The organism is Micromonospora rosaria, from assembly GCF_001567585.1.
Taxonomy (GTDB): Bacteria; Actinomycetota; Actinomycetes; order Mycobacteriales; family Micromonosporaceae; genus Micromonospora; species Micromonospora rosaria.
In genome coordinates this window covers 1-18,052 of the sequence record NZ_LRQV01000076.1, presented here as the reverse complement: position 1 = coordinate 18,052, position 18,052 = coordinate 1, and the positions used below count along the sequence as shown (strand labels likewise).

The 18,052-nt window shown below is 72.4% G+C and carries 20 protein-coding genes; 12 read left to right on the top strand and 8 right to left on the bottom strand.

The window, feature by feature from the left end; translation table 11 throughout:
• The first annotated feature begins 24 nt into the window (after positions 1–24).
• Positions 25–633 carry a class I SAM-dependent DNA methyltransferase gene (locus AWW66_RS19520; protein ID WP_211272027.1) on the top strand — a complete coding sequence of 203 codons (609 nt, stop codon included), beginning with the start codon at positions 25–27 and terminating at the stop codon, positions 631–633.
• 162 nt (positions 634–795) lie between these two features.
• On the opposite strand, the gene AWW66_RS19515 is transcribed toward AWW66_RS19520, so the two are convergent.
• Positions 796–1,872 carry a bifunctional NAD(P)H-dependent oxidoreductase/GNAT family N-acetyltransferase gene (locus tag AWW66_RS19515; protein ID WP_083978641.1) on the bottom strand — a complete coding sequence of 359 codons (1,077 nt, stop codon included), beginning with the start codon at positions 1,870–1,872 and terminating at the stop codon, positions 796–798.
• Positions 1,873–1,903: 31 nt separating this feature from the next.
• Between AWW66_RS19515 and AWW66_RS19510 the strand changes: the two genes are divergently transcribed.
• From AWW66_RS19510 to AWW66_RS19505, 3 genes are all read left to right on the top strand, one after another.
• Complete coding sequence (locus tag AWW66_RS19510) at positions 1,904–2,398, top strand: MarR family winged helix-turn-helix transcriptional regulator (protein WP_067368402.1); 495 nt, start codon at positions 1,904–1,906, stop codon at positions 2,396–2,398.
• 271 nt (positions 2,399–2,669) lie between these two features.
• Positions 2,670–3,083: an ankyrin repeat domain-containing protein gene (locus AWW66_RS32845; protein ID WP_083978640.1), complete on the top strand. Its 414-nt coding sequence runs from the start codon at positions 2,670–2,672 to the stop codon at positions 3,081–3,083.
• Positions 3,084–3,536: 453 nt separating this feature from the next.
• Positions 3,537–4,529 (top strand): MerR family transcriptional regulator, encoded by a 993-nt coding sequence (locus AWW66_RS19505; protein ID WP_211272014.1) that lies wholly within the window; start codon positions 3,537–3,539, stop codon positions 4,527–4,529.
• A 40-nt stretch (positions 4,530–4,569) separates the two neighbouring features.
• On the opposite strand, the gene AWW66_RS19500 is transcribed toward AWW66_RS19505, so the two are convergent.
• Together AWW66_RS19500 and AWW66_RS19495 are read right to left on the bottom strand one after the other, a co-directional pair.
• Entirely contained in the window at positions 4,570–5,037 is a 468-nt protein-coding gene (locus tag AWW66_RS19500; RefSeq protein ID WP_067368396.1) for a hypothetical protein, read from the bottom strand.
• An 88-nt stretch (positions 5,038–5,125) separates the two neighbouring features.
• Positions 5,126–5,854: a hypothetical protein gene (locus AWW66_RS19495; RefSeq protein ID WP_067368393.1), complete on the bottom strand. Its 729-nt coding sequence runs from the start codon at positions 5,852–5,854 to the stop codon at positions 5,126–5,128.
• 169 nt (positions 5,855–6,023) lie between these two features.
• Between AWW66_RS19495 and AWW66_RS33825 the strand changes: the two genes are divergently transcribed.
• From AWW66_RS33825 to AWW66_RS19480, 5 genes are all read left to right on the top strand, one after another.
• Positions 6,024–6,182, top strand: coding sequence for a hypothetical protein (locus AWW66_RS33825; protein WP_157527609.1), 159 nt, complete (start codon positions 6,024–6,026; stop codon positions 6,180–6,182).
• Positions 6,183–6,315: 133 nt separating this feature from the next.
• Entirely contained in the window at positions 6,316–6,471 is a 156-nt protein-coding gene (locus AWW66_RS33820; protein ID WP_157527607.1) for a hypothetical protein, read from the top strand.
• 89 nt (positions 6,472–6,560) lie between these two features.
• A complete protein-coding gene (locus AWW66_RS19490; protein ID WP_067368389.1) occupies positions 6,561–9,149 on the top strand; it encodes a lantibiotic dehydratase family protein in 2,589 nt (862 codons plus the stop codon).
• Positions 9,146–10,147: a lantibiotic dehydratase C-terminal domain-containing protein gene (locus tag AWW66_RS19485; RefSeq protein ID WP_067368386.1), complete on the top strand. Its 1,002-nt coding sequence runs from the start codon at positions 9,146–9,148 to the stop codon at positions 10,145–10,147. Before AWW66_RS19490 ends, AWW66_RS19485 begins: the two co-directional genes overlap by 4 nt.
• Positions 10,144–11,244: a thiopeptide maturation pyridine synthase gene (locus AWW66_RS19480; protein ID WP_067368384.1), complete on the top strand. Its 1,101-nt coding sequence runs from the start codon at positions 10,144–10,146 to the stop codon at positions 11,242–11,244. Before AWW66_RS19485 ends, AWW66_RS19480 begins: the two co-directional genes overlap by 4 nt.
• A 47-nt stretch (positions 11,245–11,291) precedes the next feature.
• On the opposite strand, the gene AWW66_RS19475 is transcribed toward AWW66_RS19480, so the two are convergent.
• Genes AWW66_RS19475 through AWW66_RS19460 form a run of 4 tightly spaced genes read right to left on the bottom strand, consistent with a single transcriptional unit; the run spans position 11,292 to position 14,809 of the window.
• On the bottom strand, positions 11,292–11,912 hold the full coding sequence (locus AWW66_RS19475) for a response regulator (RefSeq protein WP_067368381.1): 621 nt from the start codon (positions 11,910–11,912) through the stop codon (positions 11,292–11,294).
• Positions 11,909–13,126 carry a sensor histidine kinase gene (locus tag AWW66_RS19470; RefSeq protein ID WP_067368378.1) on the bottom strand — a complete coding sequence of 406 codons (1,218 nt, stop codon included), beginning with the start codon at positions 13,124–13,126 and terminating at the stop codon, positions 11,909–11,911. Before AWW66_RS19470 ends, AWW66_RS19475 begins: the two co-directional genes overlap by 4 nt.
• A 19-nt stretch (positions 13,127–13,145) precedes the next feature.
• Entirely contained in the window at positions 13,146–13,901 is a 756-nt protein-coding gene (locus tag AWW66_RS19465; RefSeq protein WP_067368375.1) for an ABC transporter permease, read from the bottom strand.
• Positions 13,901–14,809, bottom strand: a complete 909-nt coding sequence (locus AWW66_RS19460) for an ABC transporter ATP-binding protein (protein ID WP_067368372.1) — start codon at positions 14,807–14,809, stop codon at positions 13,901–13,903. The genes AWW66_RS19465 and AWW66_RS19460 overlap by 1 nt, the downstream gene beginning before the upstream one ends.
• Before the next feature lie 264 nt (positions 14,810–15,073).
• Here AWW66_RS19460 and AWW66_RS19455 point away from each other — a divergent pair, with 264 nt between their 5' ends.
• Positions 15,074–15,871 (top strand): VOC family protein, encoded by a 798-nt coding sequence (locus AWW66_RS19455; RefSeq protein WP_245648380.1) that lies wholly within the window; start codon positions 15,074–15,076, stop codon positions 15,869–15,871.
• 9 nt (positions 15,872–15,880) lie between these two features.
• Positions 15,881–16,612: a VOC family protein gene (locus tag AWW66_RS19450; protein ID WP_067368369.1), complete on the top strand. Its 732-nt coding sequence runs from the start codon at positions 15,881–15,883 to the stop codon at positions 16,610–16,612.
• Positions 16,613–16,804: 192 nt separating this feature from the next.
• Here AWW66_RS19450 and AWW66_RS19445 read toward each other — a convergent pair whose 3' ends face one another.
• The gene (locus tag AWW66_RS19445) at positions 16,805–17,512 is read right to left on the bottom strand and encodes a VOC family protein (protein WP_067368456.1); all 708 of its coding nucleotides are present in this window, start codon (positions 17,510–17,512) and stop codon (positions 16,805–16,807) included.
• A 234-nt stretch (positions 17,513–17,746) separates the two neighbouring features.
• Between AWW66_RS19445 and AWW66_RS19440 the strand changes: the two genes are divergently transcribed.
• Complete coding sequence (locus AWW66_RS19440; RefSeq protein WP_067368366.1) at positions 17,747–18,001, top strand: hypothetical protein; 255 nt, start codon at positions 17,747–17,749, stop codon at positions 17,999–18,001.
• Positions 18,002–18,052 lie beyond the last annotated feature (51 nt).

The window sequence follows — 18,052 nt, the reverse complement described above, 5'->3', positions numbered from 1 at the left end:
TTCGACCTCGGGGGGTCACTCATGGTGAACGTGGAGCACGTCAGGCAGGCGTACGCGTCCGTCGCGGATCTCTACATCGACCTGTTCGGCGCGAGCCGGCACGTCCACGTCGACGACCTCGCGTTCATCGGGCGGCACCTGACGCAGCGGTCAGGCACGGTGCTCGACCTGGGCTGCGGACCGGGCCACCTCACCGGTCACCTGCGCTCGCTCGGCGTCGACGCCCACGGCATCGACATGGTGCCCGAGTTCATCGCCCACGCGAGGGCGGCCCATCCCGACGGCACGTACCACCTCGGGTCGATGGACAAGCTCGACGTGGCGGACCACACCGTCGCCGGCATCCTGGCCTGGTACTCGCTGATCCACCTACCGCCGCAGGATCTCGGTGACGTGCTCGGCGAGTTCCGGCGGGTGATGGCCCCGGCGGGCACGGTGGTGGTCGGCTTCTTCGACGGCGACGAGGTCAGCGCCTTCGACCACAAGGTGACGACCGCCTACCGCTGGCCGGTGGACGACCTGGCGGAGCGGCTCACCCGGGCCGGCTTCACACCGGTCGCGCACCTGCGGCGGCCCGGCGACGGCACGCATCGGCCCCACGCCGCGCTCGCGGCGGTCGCGACCGCCGCGTGAGGAAGGTGGCCCAGGCCGGGGGTGGGCGACGCGGGCGGCACCGTTGGTCCCCGGACGTCGTCGACCGGCGAGGACGCCGGACGCAGCCGGGCCCGACCGGCAGGCGGGCGGGTGGGCGGACACGGTCGGCGGCAGGCGTACGTCCCGCCGCGACCGGCCGCATCAGCGCTGCCTGACCGCCAGGCCCTTGGCGAGGCAGGTGGTTCCGCCGGGACCGGCGAGCGGCATCGGCTGGTAACCCTCGCTGCGATAGAGGTCGATGTTCCGTAGGCTCTTGGCGCCGGTGTACAGCAGGATGCGGTGGCAGCCCGGTCGGGCGACGGCTTCGGCGGTGCGCAGCAGCCATCGACCCAGCCCCTGACCACGCAGGTCGGGCACGACGGCGAGCCGCCCCACCTGCCAGTCGGTGTCGACGCGACGGGCCCGCACCATGCCCAGCAGCCGACCGTCCAGCCAGATGCCCGTGGTGTGCCAGGTCGCCAGCCAGTCACGCACCTCCCCCGGCGACTCGTGCAGAGCCGGTATGGCCATGGTGTCGTTGACGACGGCCTCGTCCACCCAGCAACATCGCTGCAGCACCGTGACCTCGGGCGCGTCGTCGGGGGTCAGCCGTCTCACGTAGGACCCCGGCAACGGTCCGGACCGGGTCCCGGCTCGGGCGCGTTCGCGCATCGGCCGCAGGGCATGGCCGACCCGGACCAGTTCGTCCAGCAGGCCGACAGCCGCCGTGTCGCGGGCCGTATCGGGCCGCACCCGATCGTTCTCCGTCGCCGCACCGATGCGGATCGCGACCGTGGCGCCCACCGGGACCAGGCGCAGCGTGGTCACCACCTGCTTCGCGTGCTGGACCGCCCGGGTGCCCGCCGACGTGTTGCCGTAGCTGACGAAACCGATCGGCTTCCATGCCCATTCGCGGCTGAGATAGTCCACCGCGTTCTTCAGGGTCGCCGGCATCCCGTAGTTGTACTCCGGCGTGACCGCGATGAACCCGTCCGCCGCGTCGACCATCGCGCTCCACCGACGGGTGTGCTCGTGCCGGTAGACGCCCGACGACGGGTGTTCCTCCTCGTCGAGGAACGGCAGGTTCAGATCGCCGAGGGCCACCGGCACGAGCTGGACGCCGAGCTCTACGGCACGAGGGGTGAGCGCCTCGATCAGCCACTGCCCCACGGCGGGGCCGAGTGCGCCGGGGCGCGTGCTGCAGATGAGCACCAGGACACGCGTCGCTTTCGTTGACATGGAAACGAAGCCTAGGTGCTAGATTGATTACATGTCAACGAGAAGGTCGGTCAGCGCCGCGCGGTGGTTGAACGCCGACGAGGAGAGCGCGTGGCGGGCATTCCTGCGGGTGATGGTCGCCGTCCGGAGCGGCACGGCACGCGACCTGGCGGCGATCGGCCTCTCCGAACCCGACTACGAAGTACTCAGCACCCTGTCGGAACGGCCCGACCACACCAGCACCCTTGGCGAACAGGCCGACAAGATGGGCTGGTCACGCAGCCGCCTGTCCCGGCATGCCACCCGAATGGAAGCGCGCGGACTCCTGCGGCGCGCACCCGACCCGACCGACGGCAGAGGCTGCCTGCTCGTCCTCACCGCGCACGGCCTGGACACCCTCGACAACGCCGCACCGGCCCACGTCGAGTCGGTGCGACACCACTTCATCGACCGGCTCACCCCGCAGGACCTCAACGCCATCGAGCGGATCGCCCGGCGGCTGGAAGACCCCCCGACCGGTGACGATCGACCACATCCGCCGGCCTGATCGCCGAAGGATGAACATGCCCGTCCCCGCAGAGCCCGGAGTGCTGGCGACGTCCCGAAGGCCAGGTAGGCGGCGAGAAGGTCGTCGGGGCCGGTCGAGGTTGCGCGGATCCGGTCGTAGCGCACCTTTGGCACCATGAAGGGTCGTGGTCAGGGCACGAGATGGCCGCCGATGGGGAATCTCCACCATCCGCTCGTCCAAGCGGCGTGAGTGGGTACCCACGGGCCGTGCGCGGAGCCCGTGACGAATCCCGCCGCCTACCCTGACACCGGTGAACGTCCGGCAGCGCAAGAAGCTCACCGCTCGGCTGATGGCGTCGCTGCTGCGTGGCGATCCCTCGGCCGTGCTGGCGCTGCTGCGCGCGGGGGCAGACCCGAATGCGGCAGACCGGGACGGCACCACGCCCCTCTACCTGGCCGCAGTACAGAACGAGCGTGCGGCGGTGCGGATCCTCCTGGCCGCCGGCGCCGACCCGAACCTCGAGAGTGGACACGGCGATGAGGGGACACCGTTGACAGCAGCCGCAGCGTGGGGACATTCCGATGTCGTCCGCGAACTTCTCGCACGGGGCGCAGATCCGAACCTCCGCGAGGACCACGGCAGCGGACTGTCGCCCCTCGATTGGACCAGTCGGAACGGCCACGCCGACACGGAAGCGCTACTCATAGCCGCAGGCGCGGCATGACCGCCGCAGGCCGCCCACGGTGATGCCGCGCGACGGCGACCGGCGTGGGTACGGTCACCGAATGGCGTACGACGCTCTGACCGAGAGCATGAGGCTGATCGACGACGGGCTACCGGACCAACGCCTGCGGCTCAGCCGCCGGCGTCGGTTCGCACCGGTCGCGGTCGACGTGGACGGCGACGTCGCCGCCACACGCTTTCTCCGCCGAGGCGCCGGCTGCTTCTGGGACGACATCCACCTGCTGGTCCGGGAGAGCACCAGCGGCTGCACTACCAGAACCTCCGCGACGCCGAGCGACAGCGCATCGACGGCCAGACAGGCGCGCCGCTCCGGATACCGGCCAGGTCTCCCAGCCTCGCCTTTCGAACACCTCGCTTGCGTCGGGCGGGTCAGGACGATTCCTGGGTGGGTCGGCTTGTGTCTCAAGCGGCTTGAGATCGCATCATGGGCGTCGTGGACACCAACGAGCTGTACGCCATCGGGGATGTCGCCCGGCGGACCGGCCTGAGCGTCAGTGCCGTCCGGTACTACGCGGACGCCGGGGTCGTCATGCCGGTCACCACCACGCCGGCCGGTCACCGTCTGTACGACGTGTCGGCCATCGCCCGGCTGGAGCTGGTCCGGACGCTCCGGGAACTCGACGCCAGCCTGGACGAGATCCGGCGGGTGCTGGCCGGTGAGGCGACCCTGCGCGACCTGGCCGCCACCCACCTGGCCTTGCTGGCCCGGCAGGAGGCGCGGCTGCGCAGCCGCCGCGCGGTGCTGTCGACCATCCTGCGGCAGGACTCCACGGCCGAGCAGGTCACCCTGATGCACAAGCTGGTTGGCATGACGGACGAGGATCGCGACCGGCTGATCGACGAGTTCTGGACCGAGGTCTCCACCGGCTGGGAACCGCCGGCGCGGATGGTCGAATGGTGGCGCAGGGCCCGACCGGAGCTGCCCGATCATCCCACCGCGGCCCAGTTGGAGGCGTGGATCGAGCTGGCCGAGCTGGCCCGGGACCCCGAGTTCCGGCAGGCCGTCCGCCGGGAACTGTACGAGGCGTGCACCACCGGGGCCGGGCCGGTGATGTCCTCGGCACCGATGCTGGACTACCTGGAGGCGGCCACCCCGATCGGTGAGGCGGCGATGGCGGCGGCGCGGGAGGGGGTGCCGCCGGACTCGCCACGGGGCCGGGAGGTCGCCGACCGGTGGATCGGGTGGCTGACCGGCATCTTCGCGACCCCGGAGAGCCCCGGGATACCGGACACCCCCGAGTTCCGGATCGAGACGGCCGAGCACATGCTGGCCGGCGCGGAGTGGGACCGTACGCCGCCGGACCCTGCGGGACCGCTCGACCGGTACATGGCGCTGGTCACCGCCGTGAACGACGTGCCGCCGGAGCAGTTCCCGTACGAGTGGCTGGCCGAGGCACTGCGCGCGTCCGCCCAACCGGCTCGCTGATCAACTGTCCGGTGTCGGCCGGCACCCGGTGACCCCTGCCCTACGGGGTGAGCAGCCGCTGGATCCGCTCGTACTCGGCGGCCATCTCGGGTGCGGCCAGGAAGTCGCCGAGATCGGGTGAGACCTGGAAATCGACCTGTTCGACGGAGCGGAGGGCCAGTTCGTGGAGTTCGCCGCGCCGGCCGGTCTCCAGGTACGTCGTCCAGTGTTCGAGCGCGGCGAGGGTGGTCAGGAGTTCGGGGTCCATGTCGCCGTCGGTGAGGACACCGTCGTCGATCCGCGTCATCAGCTCCCGTAGCGCGACCGCGTCGGCCGTCCGGACGTCCTGCCGGGCGGTGGTGAGCGCCGCCACCGCGTCCTCGTCGAGCTCACTTTCGGCGGCGATGTCGAGCAGCCGCTCGTCGCGGACGAGACGGGCCACCGTCTCGGCGCCGAAGACACGGAGTCGCTCGTCGACGGCCGTGTCGATCAGGTGCCGTAGCGCGGCTTCGAGTTCGTCGTATCTCACCGCCGCAGTCTAGGAACAAGCCGGGCCGGAGTCGCAGGCCCTCGTCCCCTCGGCGTCCACCGTGATCGTGGACCCCTGCTGCTGACGGCTACGTCGGCCGGTGCTGACCGCGTCGATCGGCGCGGCGGTCGATGGTCTCCCGCAGCGCGTACCACGCGAGCGGTCCCAGGGCGCTCGCCGCCAACGCCTGCGCCGGCAACCACAGAGCGCCGCCGATGACCGCCGCGACGAGGCCGGTCACGAAGGCCAACAGGAGGGCGGCCAGCGCGTACCCGCGGCTGCGGGTCCTACCGAACAGGTGCTTCGGCCGATCCGTCCGCAGCCGCCACAGTCGGTGGATCTGCAGCACCATCAGGACGAAGGCCGGCGGCAGCAGCGTGGACAGCGCCAGCACTCCCGGCGTCCACGGGTCGCGCACGTACCGGCCGTCGACGCTGATGATCTTCTCGTCCCACAGACCCAGCCGAACGGCCTGCCCCTCACGGACCTCGACGTACGCATATCCGTTCCCTGTCGAGGAGGCCCGCTCGCCGCCGCTGGACGGGAGATACCGGATCTCCTGGGTTGCGCCGCTACCGCTGTAGTAGCCCTCGGTGCCGCCGCCGGAGGATGTGATCTCGAAGACGGTCGCCGGCTTCTGCACGAGCCTGCCCGCCCGATACGCGCAGTACGCTTCCGACTCCGCGGACAGCCGAGGTCCGACCCAGGTCAGGGCAATGGCGGCGAGCACGCCGGACACGACCGCCACCCAGACGCGGAACCGGACCTCTTCCCGATCGATCGGCGGAACACCGCCGCGCTCTCTCGCCGCCGCCATGCCACCACGCTAGTCACCGCTCGCCACCAACCGGACCCACACGGTGACATCCACGTCGCGTGTTCCCGGTCGAGCCGTAACCAGCATGACATCGACGATTATCGTTCACTGGCTACTATCAGCAATCAGAAGATCACCCATGGTGGGTGACCTGGGAAGGGAGTCCGTCATGGACAACGCGGCCACGGAGGCGACGGAGTTCGCCGACCTCGACATCGTCAACCTCGATCTTCCGATCGACGAGGAACTCGCCGCCGTGAGCGTCGGCGGCCTCGGCAACACCGAGGTCGGCGCGTCCGGCTTCTTCGGCAGGAGCTGGCTGATCTGAGCCGGGGCGTGGTCGTGCGGACGGTCGACGCGGACCCATCCGTCACCGGCGACACACCGCCGGCACACGTCAACGAACTGTTCTCGGCGCTTTCAGGATCACCCACGGTGGGTGCTCCGGGAGGGAATCTGTCATGGACAACGTGGTCACGGAGGCGGCGGAATTCGCCGACCTCGACATCGTCGATCTCGACCTTGCGGTCGACGAGGAACTCGCCGCCCTGAGCGTCGGCGGCCTCGGCAACACCGAGGTCGGCGCGTCCGGTTGGCTCGGGAGCTGGGTGATCTGAGCCCAGGCGGCTCCGGCGTGCCACCCGGTCACGCCGGAGCCGTCCGACCGGACACCACCCCTACCGACCCGTCCCCGTGCGAGGTTCATGTGCCCGCTCCGCCCACCGCCGCCACCGGCCCCGTCGTCGTCGTACGGGTCGCCGCGCTCCCCACACAGGCCCTGGACGACACCGCCGCCCCGGCGTCCTGGGCGATGGTCCAGGCCATCCTCGCCAGCCGTCGCCGTGTGGCCGAGGCCGGCGCCAGACTGGCCGACGAGGTCCACGGGTTCATCGCGGACCCGGCCCTCGCCGGAGCCCGGCCGGAGTTGGTGGCGCTGCGGCGGGCCCTGCACAACCGCCGTCGGCCCGGCCACCGGGCCTGGCCCGGCGGTCACGCCGAGCTGCTGCCCGCGCGCTTCCGGTCCGAGCTGACCGGCTGGACGGCCGAGCTGGACCGCGCAGCGGCGTTGACCCGGCAGCTTCCCGACCTGCTCGACGCCGAGTGGACCCGGAGCCTGCGGGCCCTGCGCCGCTGGAGCGCCACCGAGGTCTTCGAGTTCGGACTGCTGCAGTCCAGCGAGGATCTGCTGCACGCGCTGCTGCGGTGGCGCGACCAGCCCGAGGGCACCCCACCGCGCGCCCAGGTGGCGCTGCGGCTGGCGAAGTACCTGGCCCGCGCGGTGGCCAAGACCAGCCCGCAGGCCACCTTCATGATGAGCGGACTGTGCCGGTGGTCCGACGCGCCGACCGCCGTGCAGCCCACCGGCCGGTGGGCCTGGCGCAGCGTCGTCGAGCCGAACGTACCCCTGCTCCAGGCGCTCACCCGCCGCCTCCCCGCCGACAGCACGGCCACCGGCCGGCTCATGGTGGTCACCACCCCGGACGCCGACGTGGCCGACGGGCGGATCTGGTTCGCCCACCCGCGACGCGAGCGCATCCAGGGCCTGCTGCTCACCCCGCCGGTCCGCACGGCGATCGAGGCCGTCGGCGGCGGAGCACCCCTCGCGGAGGTGGGCCGCCGCCTCGCCGGCGACACCGCCGTGACCTTCGACCGGCTGGTGGAGGTCGGACTCTTCGAGATCCAACCGCCCTTCGCCGACCAGGCGGCCGACCACCTGCACGACCTGCGTGCCTGGCTCGGCCAGGAAGCGCCGGCCGCCGGGCCGCTGCGGGCCCTCGCCGACGCCCTCGACGCCTACCCGGCCCCCGGCACCGACGCCTCCCGCCGCCGGGAGCTGCACCGTCGGATCCGGACGGAGTTCCAGGCGGTGCACGGCCCCGTCGGCGACACACCGTTGCCCGCCCGGAACCTCTTCCGCGAGAACGCCGTCTTCACCGCCGAGCCGGTCCGCCTCGGCGGGGTCCCGTGGCGCCCGGCCGTGGCCGACCTGCACGTGGTCCACCGCCTCCTGGCCCTCTTCCAGCACTCGACCGTCGTCCGGTTGGTGGCCCACCGGGTCGTCGTCGACCGGTACGGCGTGGACACCCGGGTCGGTCTGCTCGAACTGCACCGGGAGCTGTCCCGGCTGGCCGTCGACGCCGAACCGGGTACGGCGGTGGCGGAGCTCGCCGGGCTGCTGCTGCTCCGCCCCGGCCAGCCACCCGACCCGGCCCGCAGCACCCTCCCCGAGGTGCGGTGGCTGCACCGGCTGCGGCAGCAGGCCCTGGCCGCCCTGTGGGCGGGCCCGGAAACCCCGCCGGAGGGGGTCACCGTCGACCCGGCGCGGGTGCGGGCGTTGGCGGACGGGTGGCCGCCCTGGGTACGGCCCGCCCCGGCGTTGGCCTGTTTCGTCCAGCAGGTGCCCGCAGCCGACGGGCTCCGGCTCGTGCTCAACGGCGTCGGCGCCGGGCACGGAGCCGTCCGCAGCCGGGTGCACCGGCTGCTGGCGAAGGTCGCGCCGGAGGGGGCCGGTACCGGGGAACTGCCCAAGGCGACACCGACGCCTGCCCCGGCCGGCTACCTCGCCGAGATCACCGGACTCTTCGGCAGCACCGTCAACCTCCGCTCCCCGGCGGTCGACTTCGAGATCAGCCACCCGGGCACGGTGAGCGCCCGCCCCCCGCAGCACCGGATCGCCCTCGACGACCTGGTCGTGACCGCCGACGGGACCACCCGGAGTCTGCGCCTGCGGCGGCGCAGCGACGACGGTGAGGTCCGCATCGCGCACACCGGCATGATGGCCGGGGCCCGACTCCCCCGACTGGCCCGCTTCCTGATCCACCTCTTCGGTGACGTGCCGAACGCCGCCGCCCCGACCGCCCAGATCTTCGCCGGCACCCCGGAGCACCAGCCCGGAGCGGTACGGCGGCAACCCCGCCTGTCGATCGGCCGGGTGACGGTCTCCCGGGCCTCCTGGCGGGTCCGCGCCGACCTCGTGCCCCGCCGCGCCAAGGGCGTCGACGACGCCGGCTACCTGCTGGCCCTGGCAGCCTGGTTCGCCGACCACCGGATCCCCCCACGGACGTACGTGACGGCGACCGGGCCGACGCCGCCGGGCACCCCGCCGGTACCGGTCAAGCCGATCTACCTCGACCTGGCCAACCTGCTGCTGGTGCGCCTCTTCGAGCGCCTCCTGCGCGAGCCGGACTCGGTGCTGGTCTTCACCGAAGCCCTGCCGCAGCTCGCCGACGCCCCCTGCTTCGGCACCGAGGGCAGGCACGTGACCGAGTACGTCGTCGAGATCGGCCTCCCGTGACCCCGCCCCCGACCTGGCTGTCGTGGCACGCCTTCCACCACGGCGACCACACCCGCCTGATCACCGGGGCGGTCGACCCGCTGGTCGCCTCGTTGCAGGCCGACGGCCGGATCGCCCAGTTCTTCTTCATCCGGTACTGGGAGGGCGGGCCGCACCTGCGGCTCCGACTGCTACCGACCCACGCGGAGTACTCGACCGAGGTCGCCGCGCGGGCCCGGTCGGCCCTGGAGAGGCACCTGGCCCGGTTCCCCTCCCCGCCCTCCGCGCCGGCCGGGCAGTACGCGGCCCTCGCCGAACGGTACGCCCGGCTCGAAGGCCTGGCCGACCACGACCGGCGGCTCCGCCCACCCGACGTGGTGGAGGCCGTGCCCTACCACCCCGAGTACCCGGTCTTCGGCGGCCGGGCGGCGACCCGGGCCGTCGAACGCCACTTCACCGACTCCAGCCGGCTCGCCCTGTCGGTCCTGGCCCGCCGCGCACCGCAGCACCGGTCCCGACTGGCGGCGCTCGCCCTGGCCTCGACGCTCGCCGCCTGGCAACCCGACCGCCGCCGCCTGGCACACCTGTTGACCCGGTCCCGGTCCTTCTGGGAACCCGCCGAGGGCCGGGGGCTACGGCGCGAGAGCTACCAGCGGCAACGGGCGGCGCTGCGGCGACTGGTGTCCGGCTGCTGGCCGCCGACGCCCGGCCCACCGCCGCAGGATCCGGACCCGCTCGCCGCCGCGTGGTCCGACTCCGTCCACCGGCTCCACGCCGAGCTGACCGACCTGCGCCGGGCCGGGGACTTCCACCCCGACCTGCGGGCGGTGGCCACCCGCTTCGCCGCCGACACCGGGCCGACCCGCGACGAGCAGGGACTGCTCGTCGTGCTGCTGCGCTGCGTGCACCTGCTCTGCAACCGGCTGGGACTCGGCGTCGACCAGGAGACCCAGTTGCGCTACCTCGTCTGCGCCGCCTGCGCCGACATCGAAGCAGTCCCCGAACAGGAGACCCCATGACGCGCACCCCGCCGCACCGGGAGGAACCGGGCTGGCACAGCATCCAGATCCGGTACCACGCCGAGAACAAGGACGACCTGATCCTGGACGCCGTCCACCCCCTGCTGACCGCGCTCGCCGACGCCGTCGACCAGCCCCACCTGCTCCGGCACTGGCGCCGCGGCCCCCACCTGCGGATCAACCTGCGGACCACCCCGCAACTCTGGGCCGAGGTGGTGCGCCCCACCGCGCAGCGCGACCTCACCGCCTACCTGCACGACAACCCCTCGACGGCGTCCCTGCGGGAGGCCGAGCACCTGGCGGCGCACCGGCGGCTCGCCGTCCGCGAGGCCGACCACGGTCCGCTCACCCCCTGGTACCCCGACAACACCGTCCAGTTCGAACCCCACGAGGACCGTCAGCACGTGCTGGGCAGCCCGGCCCTGGCGGGCCTGCTGGCCGACGGGTACGCCCGCAGCACCGCCCTGACCGTCGACACCCTGGCCGGCGTCCGCAGCGGCGCGGTGGACCGGGTCGGGCACGCGCTGGACCTGATGTTCGCCTTCGGCCACCTCAGCGTCCCGCCGATCTCCCGGGGGTACATGTCGTTCCGCTCGCACGTCGAGTCGTTCCTCGGATACACCGCCGACCCCGACGCCGTCCGCAGCACCTTCGACGAGCGCTACCACCGCCACCGCCCGGCGCTGCGCGACCGCCTGCACACCACCCGGGCCATCGTGGCGGGGAGCCGACGGGACCCCCTGGTCGAGGCGTGGCTGGAGATCGTCCGACGCCAGAAGGCACTGGCCGAGCCGCTGTTCACCAGCGGCGCGATCGACCTCGACCACCTCGACCAGCGGGGCATGGAGCTCCGGCACCGGATCGAGTTCCACGACATCCTCCGGGAGACCACCGCCCACCGCAGGGAGGTGCTGTCGCAGGTCTGGTTCCGCTGCCACCGGCTGGCCATCAACCAGCTCTACTCCCACCTGAGCCGGATCGGCATCGTGCCGACCCAACGCTATCTGCTCTGTCACCTGGTGGCCCGCACCGTCGAGGAGGAGTACGACATCTCGCCGGTCGCCCTGGCCCGGCAGTTCGTCAACGACCGCCGGTGAACCGGGCCGGCGGGCGCGGTGACGGGACACGCCCGGCGGACGGGCCGCTACCGGAGCAGGCCGCGCCGGTAGCCCTCGCCGACGGCGGCGGCCCGGTCCCGGACGCCGAGTTTGTCGTAGATGTGCTGCAGGTGCGTCTTGATGCTCGCCTCGCTGATGAACAGGAGCCTCGCCGCCTCCCGGTTGGAGGCGCCGTCGGCGACCAGTTGGAGCACCTCCCGCTCCCGGCCGCTCAACGCCAACCCGGTCGGTCGGCGGACCCGGCCCATGAGTTGACCGGCGGCCGACGGCGCGAGGACGGACTCACCGCGATGGGCGGCCCGCACGGCACGGATCAGCTCCTCGGGTGGCGTGTCCTTGAGCAGGTAGCCGGTGGCGCCCGCCTCCACCGCCGGCAGCACGTCGGTCTCGCTGTCGAAGGTGGTGAGCACCAGGACGTGGATCGGGAGCGCGGTCCGGGCGAGGGCGGCGATCGCCTGCACACCGGTCATCTCCGGCATCCGCAGGTCCATCAGCACCACGTCGACACGCAACCGCACCGCCTCGTCCACCGCCTCCCGACCGTTGGCGGCCTCGCCGGCCACCTCGATGTCGGGCAGGCCGGCGAAGGCTCCGCGAAGTCCGTTACGGACGATCGGGTGGTCGTCGGCGATCAGGACGCGGATCACGGTGCCACCACCGGGATCGCCGGCACCCGTACGCTGACCGCCGTGCCCTCGCCAGGAGCGCTCTCGATCTCCATCACACCTCCCACCCCCCGGACCCGCTGCGCCATGCTCGTCAGGCCGAACCCCTGAGCCGAGTCACCGGTCATGCCCCGCCCGTCGTCGCGCACATCCAGCAGCACCACGTCGGTCAGGTAGGAGAGGGTCAGCCCCACCCGGGACGCGCGGGCGTGCCGGACCACGTTGTGCAGCGCTTCCTGCGCGACCCGGAACAGGGTGACCTCGATGGCCGGGCCCACCGCGACCCGGTCACCGGTGACGTCGAACCGCACGGTGATACCGGTGTCGTGCGCCCAGCGGCGGGCCAGGTCACCCAGCGCCTCCGGCAGGTGGGCCTCCTCCAGTTGGCCCGGCCGTAACGCCTGCACCGAGCGGCGGGCCTCGTCCAGGCCCTCCCGGGCCAGGGCCAACGCCCGGTCGACGTGCAGACGCGCCTGCGGCGGCGAGTGCCAGACCCGCTGGGCCGCCTGCATCTGGGTGATGATGCCGGTCAGGCCCTGCGCCAGCGAGTCGTGGATCTCCCCGGCCATTCGCTGCCGCTCGTCCAGCGCCCCCGCCTCGCGGGCCTGGACCAGCAGTTGGGCGTGCAGTCCGGCGTTCTCCTCCAGCGCCGCCTCCAGCCGGGCAACCATCTCCTGCCGTCGCGTGTGCTGCTCGGTGCTCTTCTCGGCCAGCACGATGCCGGAGCTGATCGCCGCGGTCTGGACCACGATCACCCCCAGGTAGGTGCCGAGCGACTGCACGGACGCGGCCGGCAGCTCGGAGGCCATGGTGTTGATGGAGACCGAGGTACCGAAGACACCCGCCACCCCCCACGGCCACGGACGCAGCTGGTACGCGTGGAAGAAGCCGGTGATGGCGAAGAGCAGGAAGATCACGTCACGAGCCATCAGCGCGACGCAGAGCGTGAGCAGCCCGACGAAGTAGACCAGCATCGGCAGGGTCCGCTTCCGGCGTGCCCTCGGCACCCGGGTGTGTCCCACATACACCCACCCGGCGGCCACTCCGACCAGGCCCAGGGTGACCGCGTGGTCGCCCCAGCTCCGGCCGGGCTGTGCCAGGGCGATCGCCGTCGAGGTGGGCAGCAGCACCCAGGGCACCCCGACGAGCAGCTTCTCGTACCAGCGGTCCCAGTCGGGGCCGGCGTCACCGCTCATCGACGCTCGCACCTTCGGCTCATTCCCAGCGGAACAGCTTCGCCGCCGCACCACCGGCCACGACCACGAACAACGCCATTATCCCGAGGCGCAGCAGCGGCGGCGAGCCTGACGTCCCCGCCACCGCGTCACCCGACCAGCCCGCCAACAACGACTGCGCCCCGGGCGGCACGTAGTCGCCCAACCGCATCAGGGCATCCGGCAGCAGGAAACGCGGCAGGAAGACGCCGCCGACGAACATCGTCACCAGGTACACGACGGTCGCCAGCCCGGAGGCGACCCGGGAGGTCGGCGCGACCGCGGCGATCAGCATGCCGATCGCCAGCACCGCGCCGAAGCCGAGCAGGAACGCGACCGCGAACCCGAACGGGTGCCGCGGCAGTGGCACGTCGAGGACCAGCCACGCCGAGACGACCAGCAGCACGGCCGCCACGACCGCGGCGGCCAGGGCGACGATGAGCTGCGCCGCCAGCACCACGCCGGGGTGGACCGGGGTGGTGGACATCCGCCGGAGGATGCCCCGCTCCCGGTAGGTGGCCACCACCAGCGGGATGTGCTGCAGCCCGACGATGCCGAGCCCGAGCACCAGCGCGCTCGGCGCCCAGAGCTCGACGAACCGGACCCCGCCGAACTCCTCCGACGGCTCCCGCAGCGCGGGGACAGCACCGAGCCCGAGAAGGATCGCGGTCGGGAACAGCACCCCGAAGACGGCCGCCATCGGCTCCCGCAGGAACAGCTTCGCCTCGGCGACGGTGAGCGCGTACAACGCGGCCACTACGACCGCCTCCGTCGGGTGAGGGTGACGAAGGCGTCGTCCAGGCTGGCCTGCTCGACCCGGAGGTCCTGGGCGACGACGTGCTGCTGGGCCAGGACCGAGGTGACCGCCTGCAGCAGGTTCCCGGTGCCGGTCACCAGCACCTGCTGCCCGTGGTGCCGCACGCTGGTGACCTCCGGCAGGTCGGTCAGCAGCCGCTCGTCCAGGTGGGTCGACGGCCGGAACCGCACCCGCTGCTCGGACGCGGCGGACGCGACCAGGCCGGCGGGGGTGTCGAGCGCGACCACACGCCCGGCGTCGATCAACGCGAGCCGGTCACAGAGCCGCTCCGCCTCGTCCATGAAGTGGGTGACGAGGATGATCGTCACGCCGGAGTCGCGGACCTCGTCGATCACGTCCCAGGTGTCCCGTCGGGCCTGCGGGTCGAGCCCGGTGGTGAGCTCGTCCAGCACGGCGACGGTGGGGCTGCCCACCAGGGCCAGCGCGACCGACAGCCGCTGCTGCTGACCCCCGGAGAGCTGCCGGTACTGAGTGTCGTGTTTCCCGGCGAGCCCCAGCATGTCCAGCAGCCGCCGCCCGTCCGCCGGCTCCCGGTAGAACGAACGGTACAGCCGCATCGCCTCGGCCACCGTCTGCCTGTCCGGCAGCCGGTGTTCCTGGGGCTGGACCCCGACCCGTTCCCGCACCTCGCGCCGGTCCCGCCGGGGATCGAGGCCGAGCACCGTGAGCTGGCCACGATCGGGAGTACGCAGGCCGCTCACGCACTCGACCGTGGTCGTCTTGCCGGCGCCGTTCGGACCGAGAACCCCGAAGATCTCGCCCTCCTCGACCGCGAACGACACGTCGTCGACCGCGATCCTGTCGCCGTACCGTTTGTGGAGGTTCTTCACCTCGACGACGATCCCCATGGCGGCAAGCGTCGCCCGCCGTCAGCGGTTGCCGGATCGCCCGTCCGGCACCGGGGTCGGTCGATGCTCGCATCAACCGATTGGTGGATGCCTCTCCGCGGTAGCACCGACGACGGCGACCGGGACCTGCCGGCCGACCCCGCGGAATCCCGCCCGCACCACCGGGCCGACGCCCCTCCGACACCTCGGCCGATCAGGTGACCGGGGAGGACGAACGGCTATTTCCATGTGCGACGGGCACCCCGCGCTGCGTAGGAAGAAGGCATGGCCGACGAGACGACCGTTCCGCTGCTGCCCTGCGCCTCCATCGACGACATGGCCGATTTCTACGAGGTACTCGGGTTCCGCACGGCCTACCGGCAGCGCAGGCCCAACCCGTACGTGGTGATGCAGCGGGAGGACCTGCACCTCCACTTCTTCGAGATCGACGGCTTCGACCCGGCGCAGTCCTACGGCTCCTGCCTGGTCCTCACCCCGGACATCGACGGACTGCACCGGGCGTTCGCCGCAGGCATGCGCGCCGCGTACGGGAAGGTCCTGGTGTCCGGCACACCGCGCATGACCCGGCCCCGGGCGCGGCGCAACGCCGCCGGGGTGAGCGGGTTCAGCGTCATCGACCCCGGCGGCAACTGGATCCGCGTCGTCCACCGGGTCGCCGCCGCGCAACCCGCGCCGGTGGGACGCCTGGCCACGGCGCTGGCGAACGCGGTCGTGCAGGCCGACTCCAGGGGCGAGGTCCGGCAGGCCGTCCGGATCCTCGACAGCGCGCTGGCCCGCCCCGAGGCCGGAGACGATCCCGTCGCGCGGGTGGAGGTCCTCGTGTACCGCGCCGAACTCGCGATGGTGCTGCACGACCCCGGTACCGCGACCGAGATGCTGGCCGCTGTCGAGCGCGTCGTGATGACCGCGGACGAGTCCGCACGGGCGGGCGCCGCGCTCCAGACCGCAGCCGACCTCGCCGTGGCGCTCCGGCAGCACCCGGCCACCGAGCAGGCGGTCCGAGCAGGTGAGATCCCGCCGGTACCCACAAACCCTGATGTCGATCCGCCGGACGGCCGGTAGCCTCGCCGGATGGCAACGCGGCTGGTCCAGATCACCATGAAGGCTCGGGACGACTCCGCGCTGGGCGGCTTCTGGGCGCAGGCCCTCGGCTGGGACGTCTCCAGCGAGGAACCCGGCGTGACCAACCTCGAACCCCCGGGCTTCGTCTACCCGGACCCCGTCGCCGTCTGCATCGACCTCGTCGTCTCCCCGGAACCCAAGACGGTGAAGAACCGGGTGCACGTCGACCTCGCCACCACCTCGGCGGCCCACCAGGCGGAGCTGGTCACCCGCCTCAAGGATCTCGGCGCCACCCCCGCCGACATCGGCCAGGGCGACGTCCCGTGGACGGTCCTGGCCGACCCGGAGGGCAACGAGTTCTGCGTGCTGGACCCGCTGCCCCGGGACACCGGACCGATCGCCAGGGTCGTGGTCGACTGCGCGGACCCGCGCGCCATGGCCCGCTTCTGGAGCCAGGCCACGGACTGGACCCTGCACGAGGTGACCGACGACGTCGCGGTCCTGCGCTCGGCGGCGGGCGTCGGCCCGTACCTGCGGTTCCGCCGCACCCCCGACGCGAAGACCGGCTGGAACCGCGTCCACCTCGACGTCCGCCCGTACCCCGGTGACGACCACGCGGCCGAGGCGGCCAGACTGCGGGCGCTCGGCGCCACCGCCGTCGACCTGGGCCGCAGCGACATCCGGTGGAAGGTCCTCGCCGACCCGGAGGGCAACGAGTTCTGCCTGCTCACCCCGGGCTGACCCGCACCCCCGTCATCCGCTCACCCGAGCCACGAGCCCGGCTCCGGCGACGCCCCCGACCCCGTCGGGTCGCCACGGTCGCGGCCGGCGCTCGCCGTAGGGCGTGGGGAACGCGAATCGCACCACCGCGCCCCAACGAAGCCGGCCCCAGTCCGTCACCTCGATCCGCCGGGCGGCCCGGCCGGGCGGTGCTCAGGTCCCACGTACGCAGAACTCGTTGCCGTCGGGATCGGCCAGCACGACGGTGCCGTCCGCAGCGACCTCGAGCCGGGTGGCGCCGAGGGAGACCAGCCGGTCGACCTCCGCGTGCTGGTCGCCCCCGGTCGGGGCGAGGTCGAAGCGCTGCCGGTTCGGCACCTCCTTCGGGTCCAGCGGAGGCCCTCCCCAGGCGACCTTGGTGCCGCCGTGCGGGGACTGGATCGCGGTCTCCTCGTCCTGGTCCCACACCAGCGGCCAGCCCAGCGCCTCGCTCCAGAAGAGTCCGAGCTCGCGGGTGCCGTCGCAGGCGAGTTCCCCGAGCGGGCCGCACCCGGCGAGGAAGGCGTTGCCCGGCGCGATCACGCAGAACTCGTTGCCCTCGGGGTCGGCGAGGACGACGTGCCCCTCCTCGGGGCGCTGCCCGACGTCGAGGTGACCGGCGCCGAGCTTCACCGCCGTCGTCACGATGTGCTGCTGGTCGGCGTGGCTGGCGCTGGTCAGGTGAAGGTGCATCCGGCGGTACGGCCCCGCCGGCTCGACGCCGCTCGGCGCGAACCGGATGCCGAGCTGGGTGTCCCCGCCGGGCAGGAGCAGACCGCCGGCGTCCTCGACGGCCTCCCGGCCGAGCATGTCGGCCCAGAACTGCGCCACGCGGGCCGTGTCGTGCGCGTCGAAGGTCACCGACAGCAGTCGCGAGAGCATCCACCGACGGTAGACACGGGCCACCGCGGCGACAAGGCAATTAGCCGGACGGCCCACGGAACGTCGTCGACACGTCTCCAGGTGCTCCTGCGGGTCACACCCCCTTGTGGAGTGCATCTGCCGGAAGCGGGGTGGCGGGACCTCACTACGCTGATCTTGAGCGCCGACGGTCCACGGACCACGTGACGCCGGCGCTCGACCATCGACCGGTGGACGATGAACGGGAGAGAGCAGATGAGTTTCTTGCGTCGACCTCGGGTGCGCAGCCTCCTGGCCGCGACCGCAGTGGCCGGCGGCCTGGTGCTCGGCCTGGCCACGCCCGCGCACGCGGACTACAACAGCCCGATCTACCCGACGTTGAAGGCGTGCAACGACGCCCGGCCGAAGTACGTTTCGTCCTGGACCAGTCCGCAGGCGTGCCACAAGATGTACAACTGGAACGGCACGAAGGTGGTCGGGTACGCCTTCCTGGTCAAGACCCGGTACTAGGGCCTGTGTCGAAGTCGGTCACAGCCACTCGTTGATCGCGGCGATGTGCAC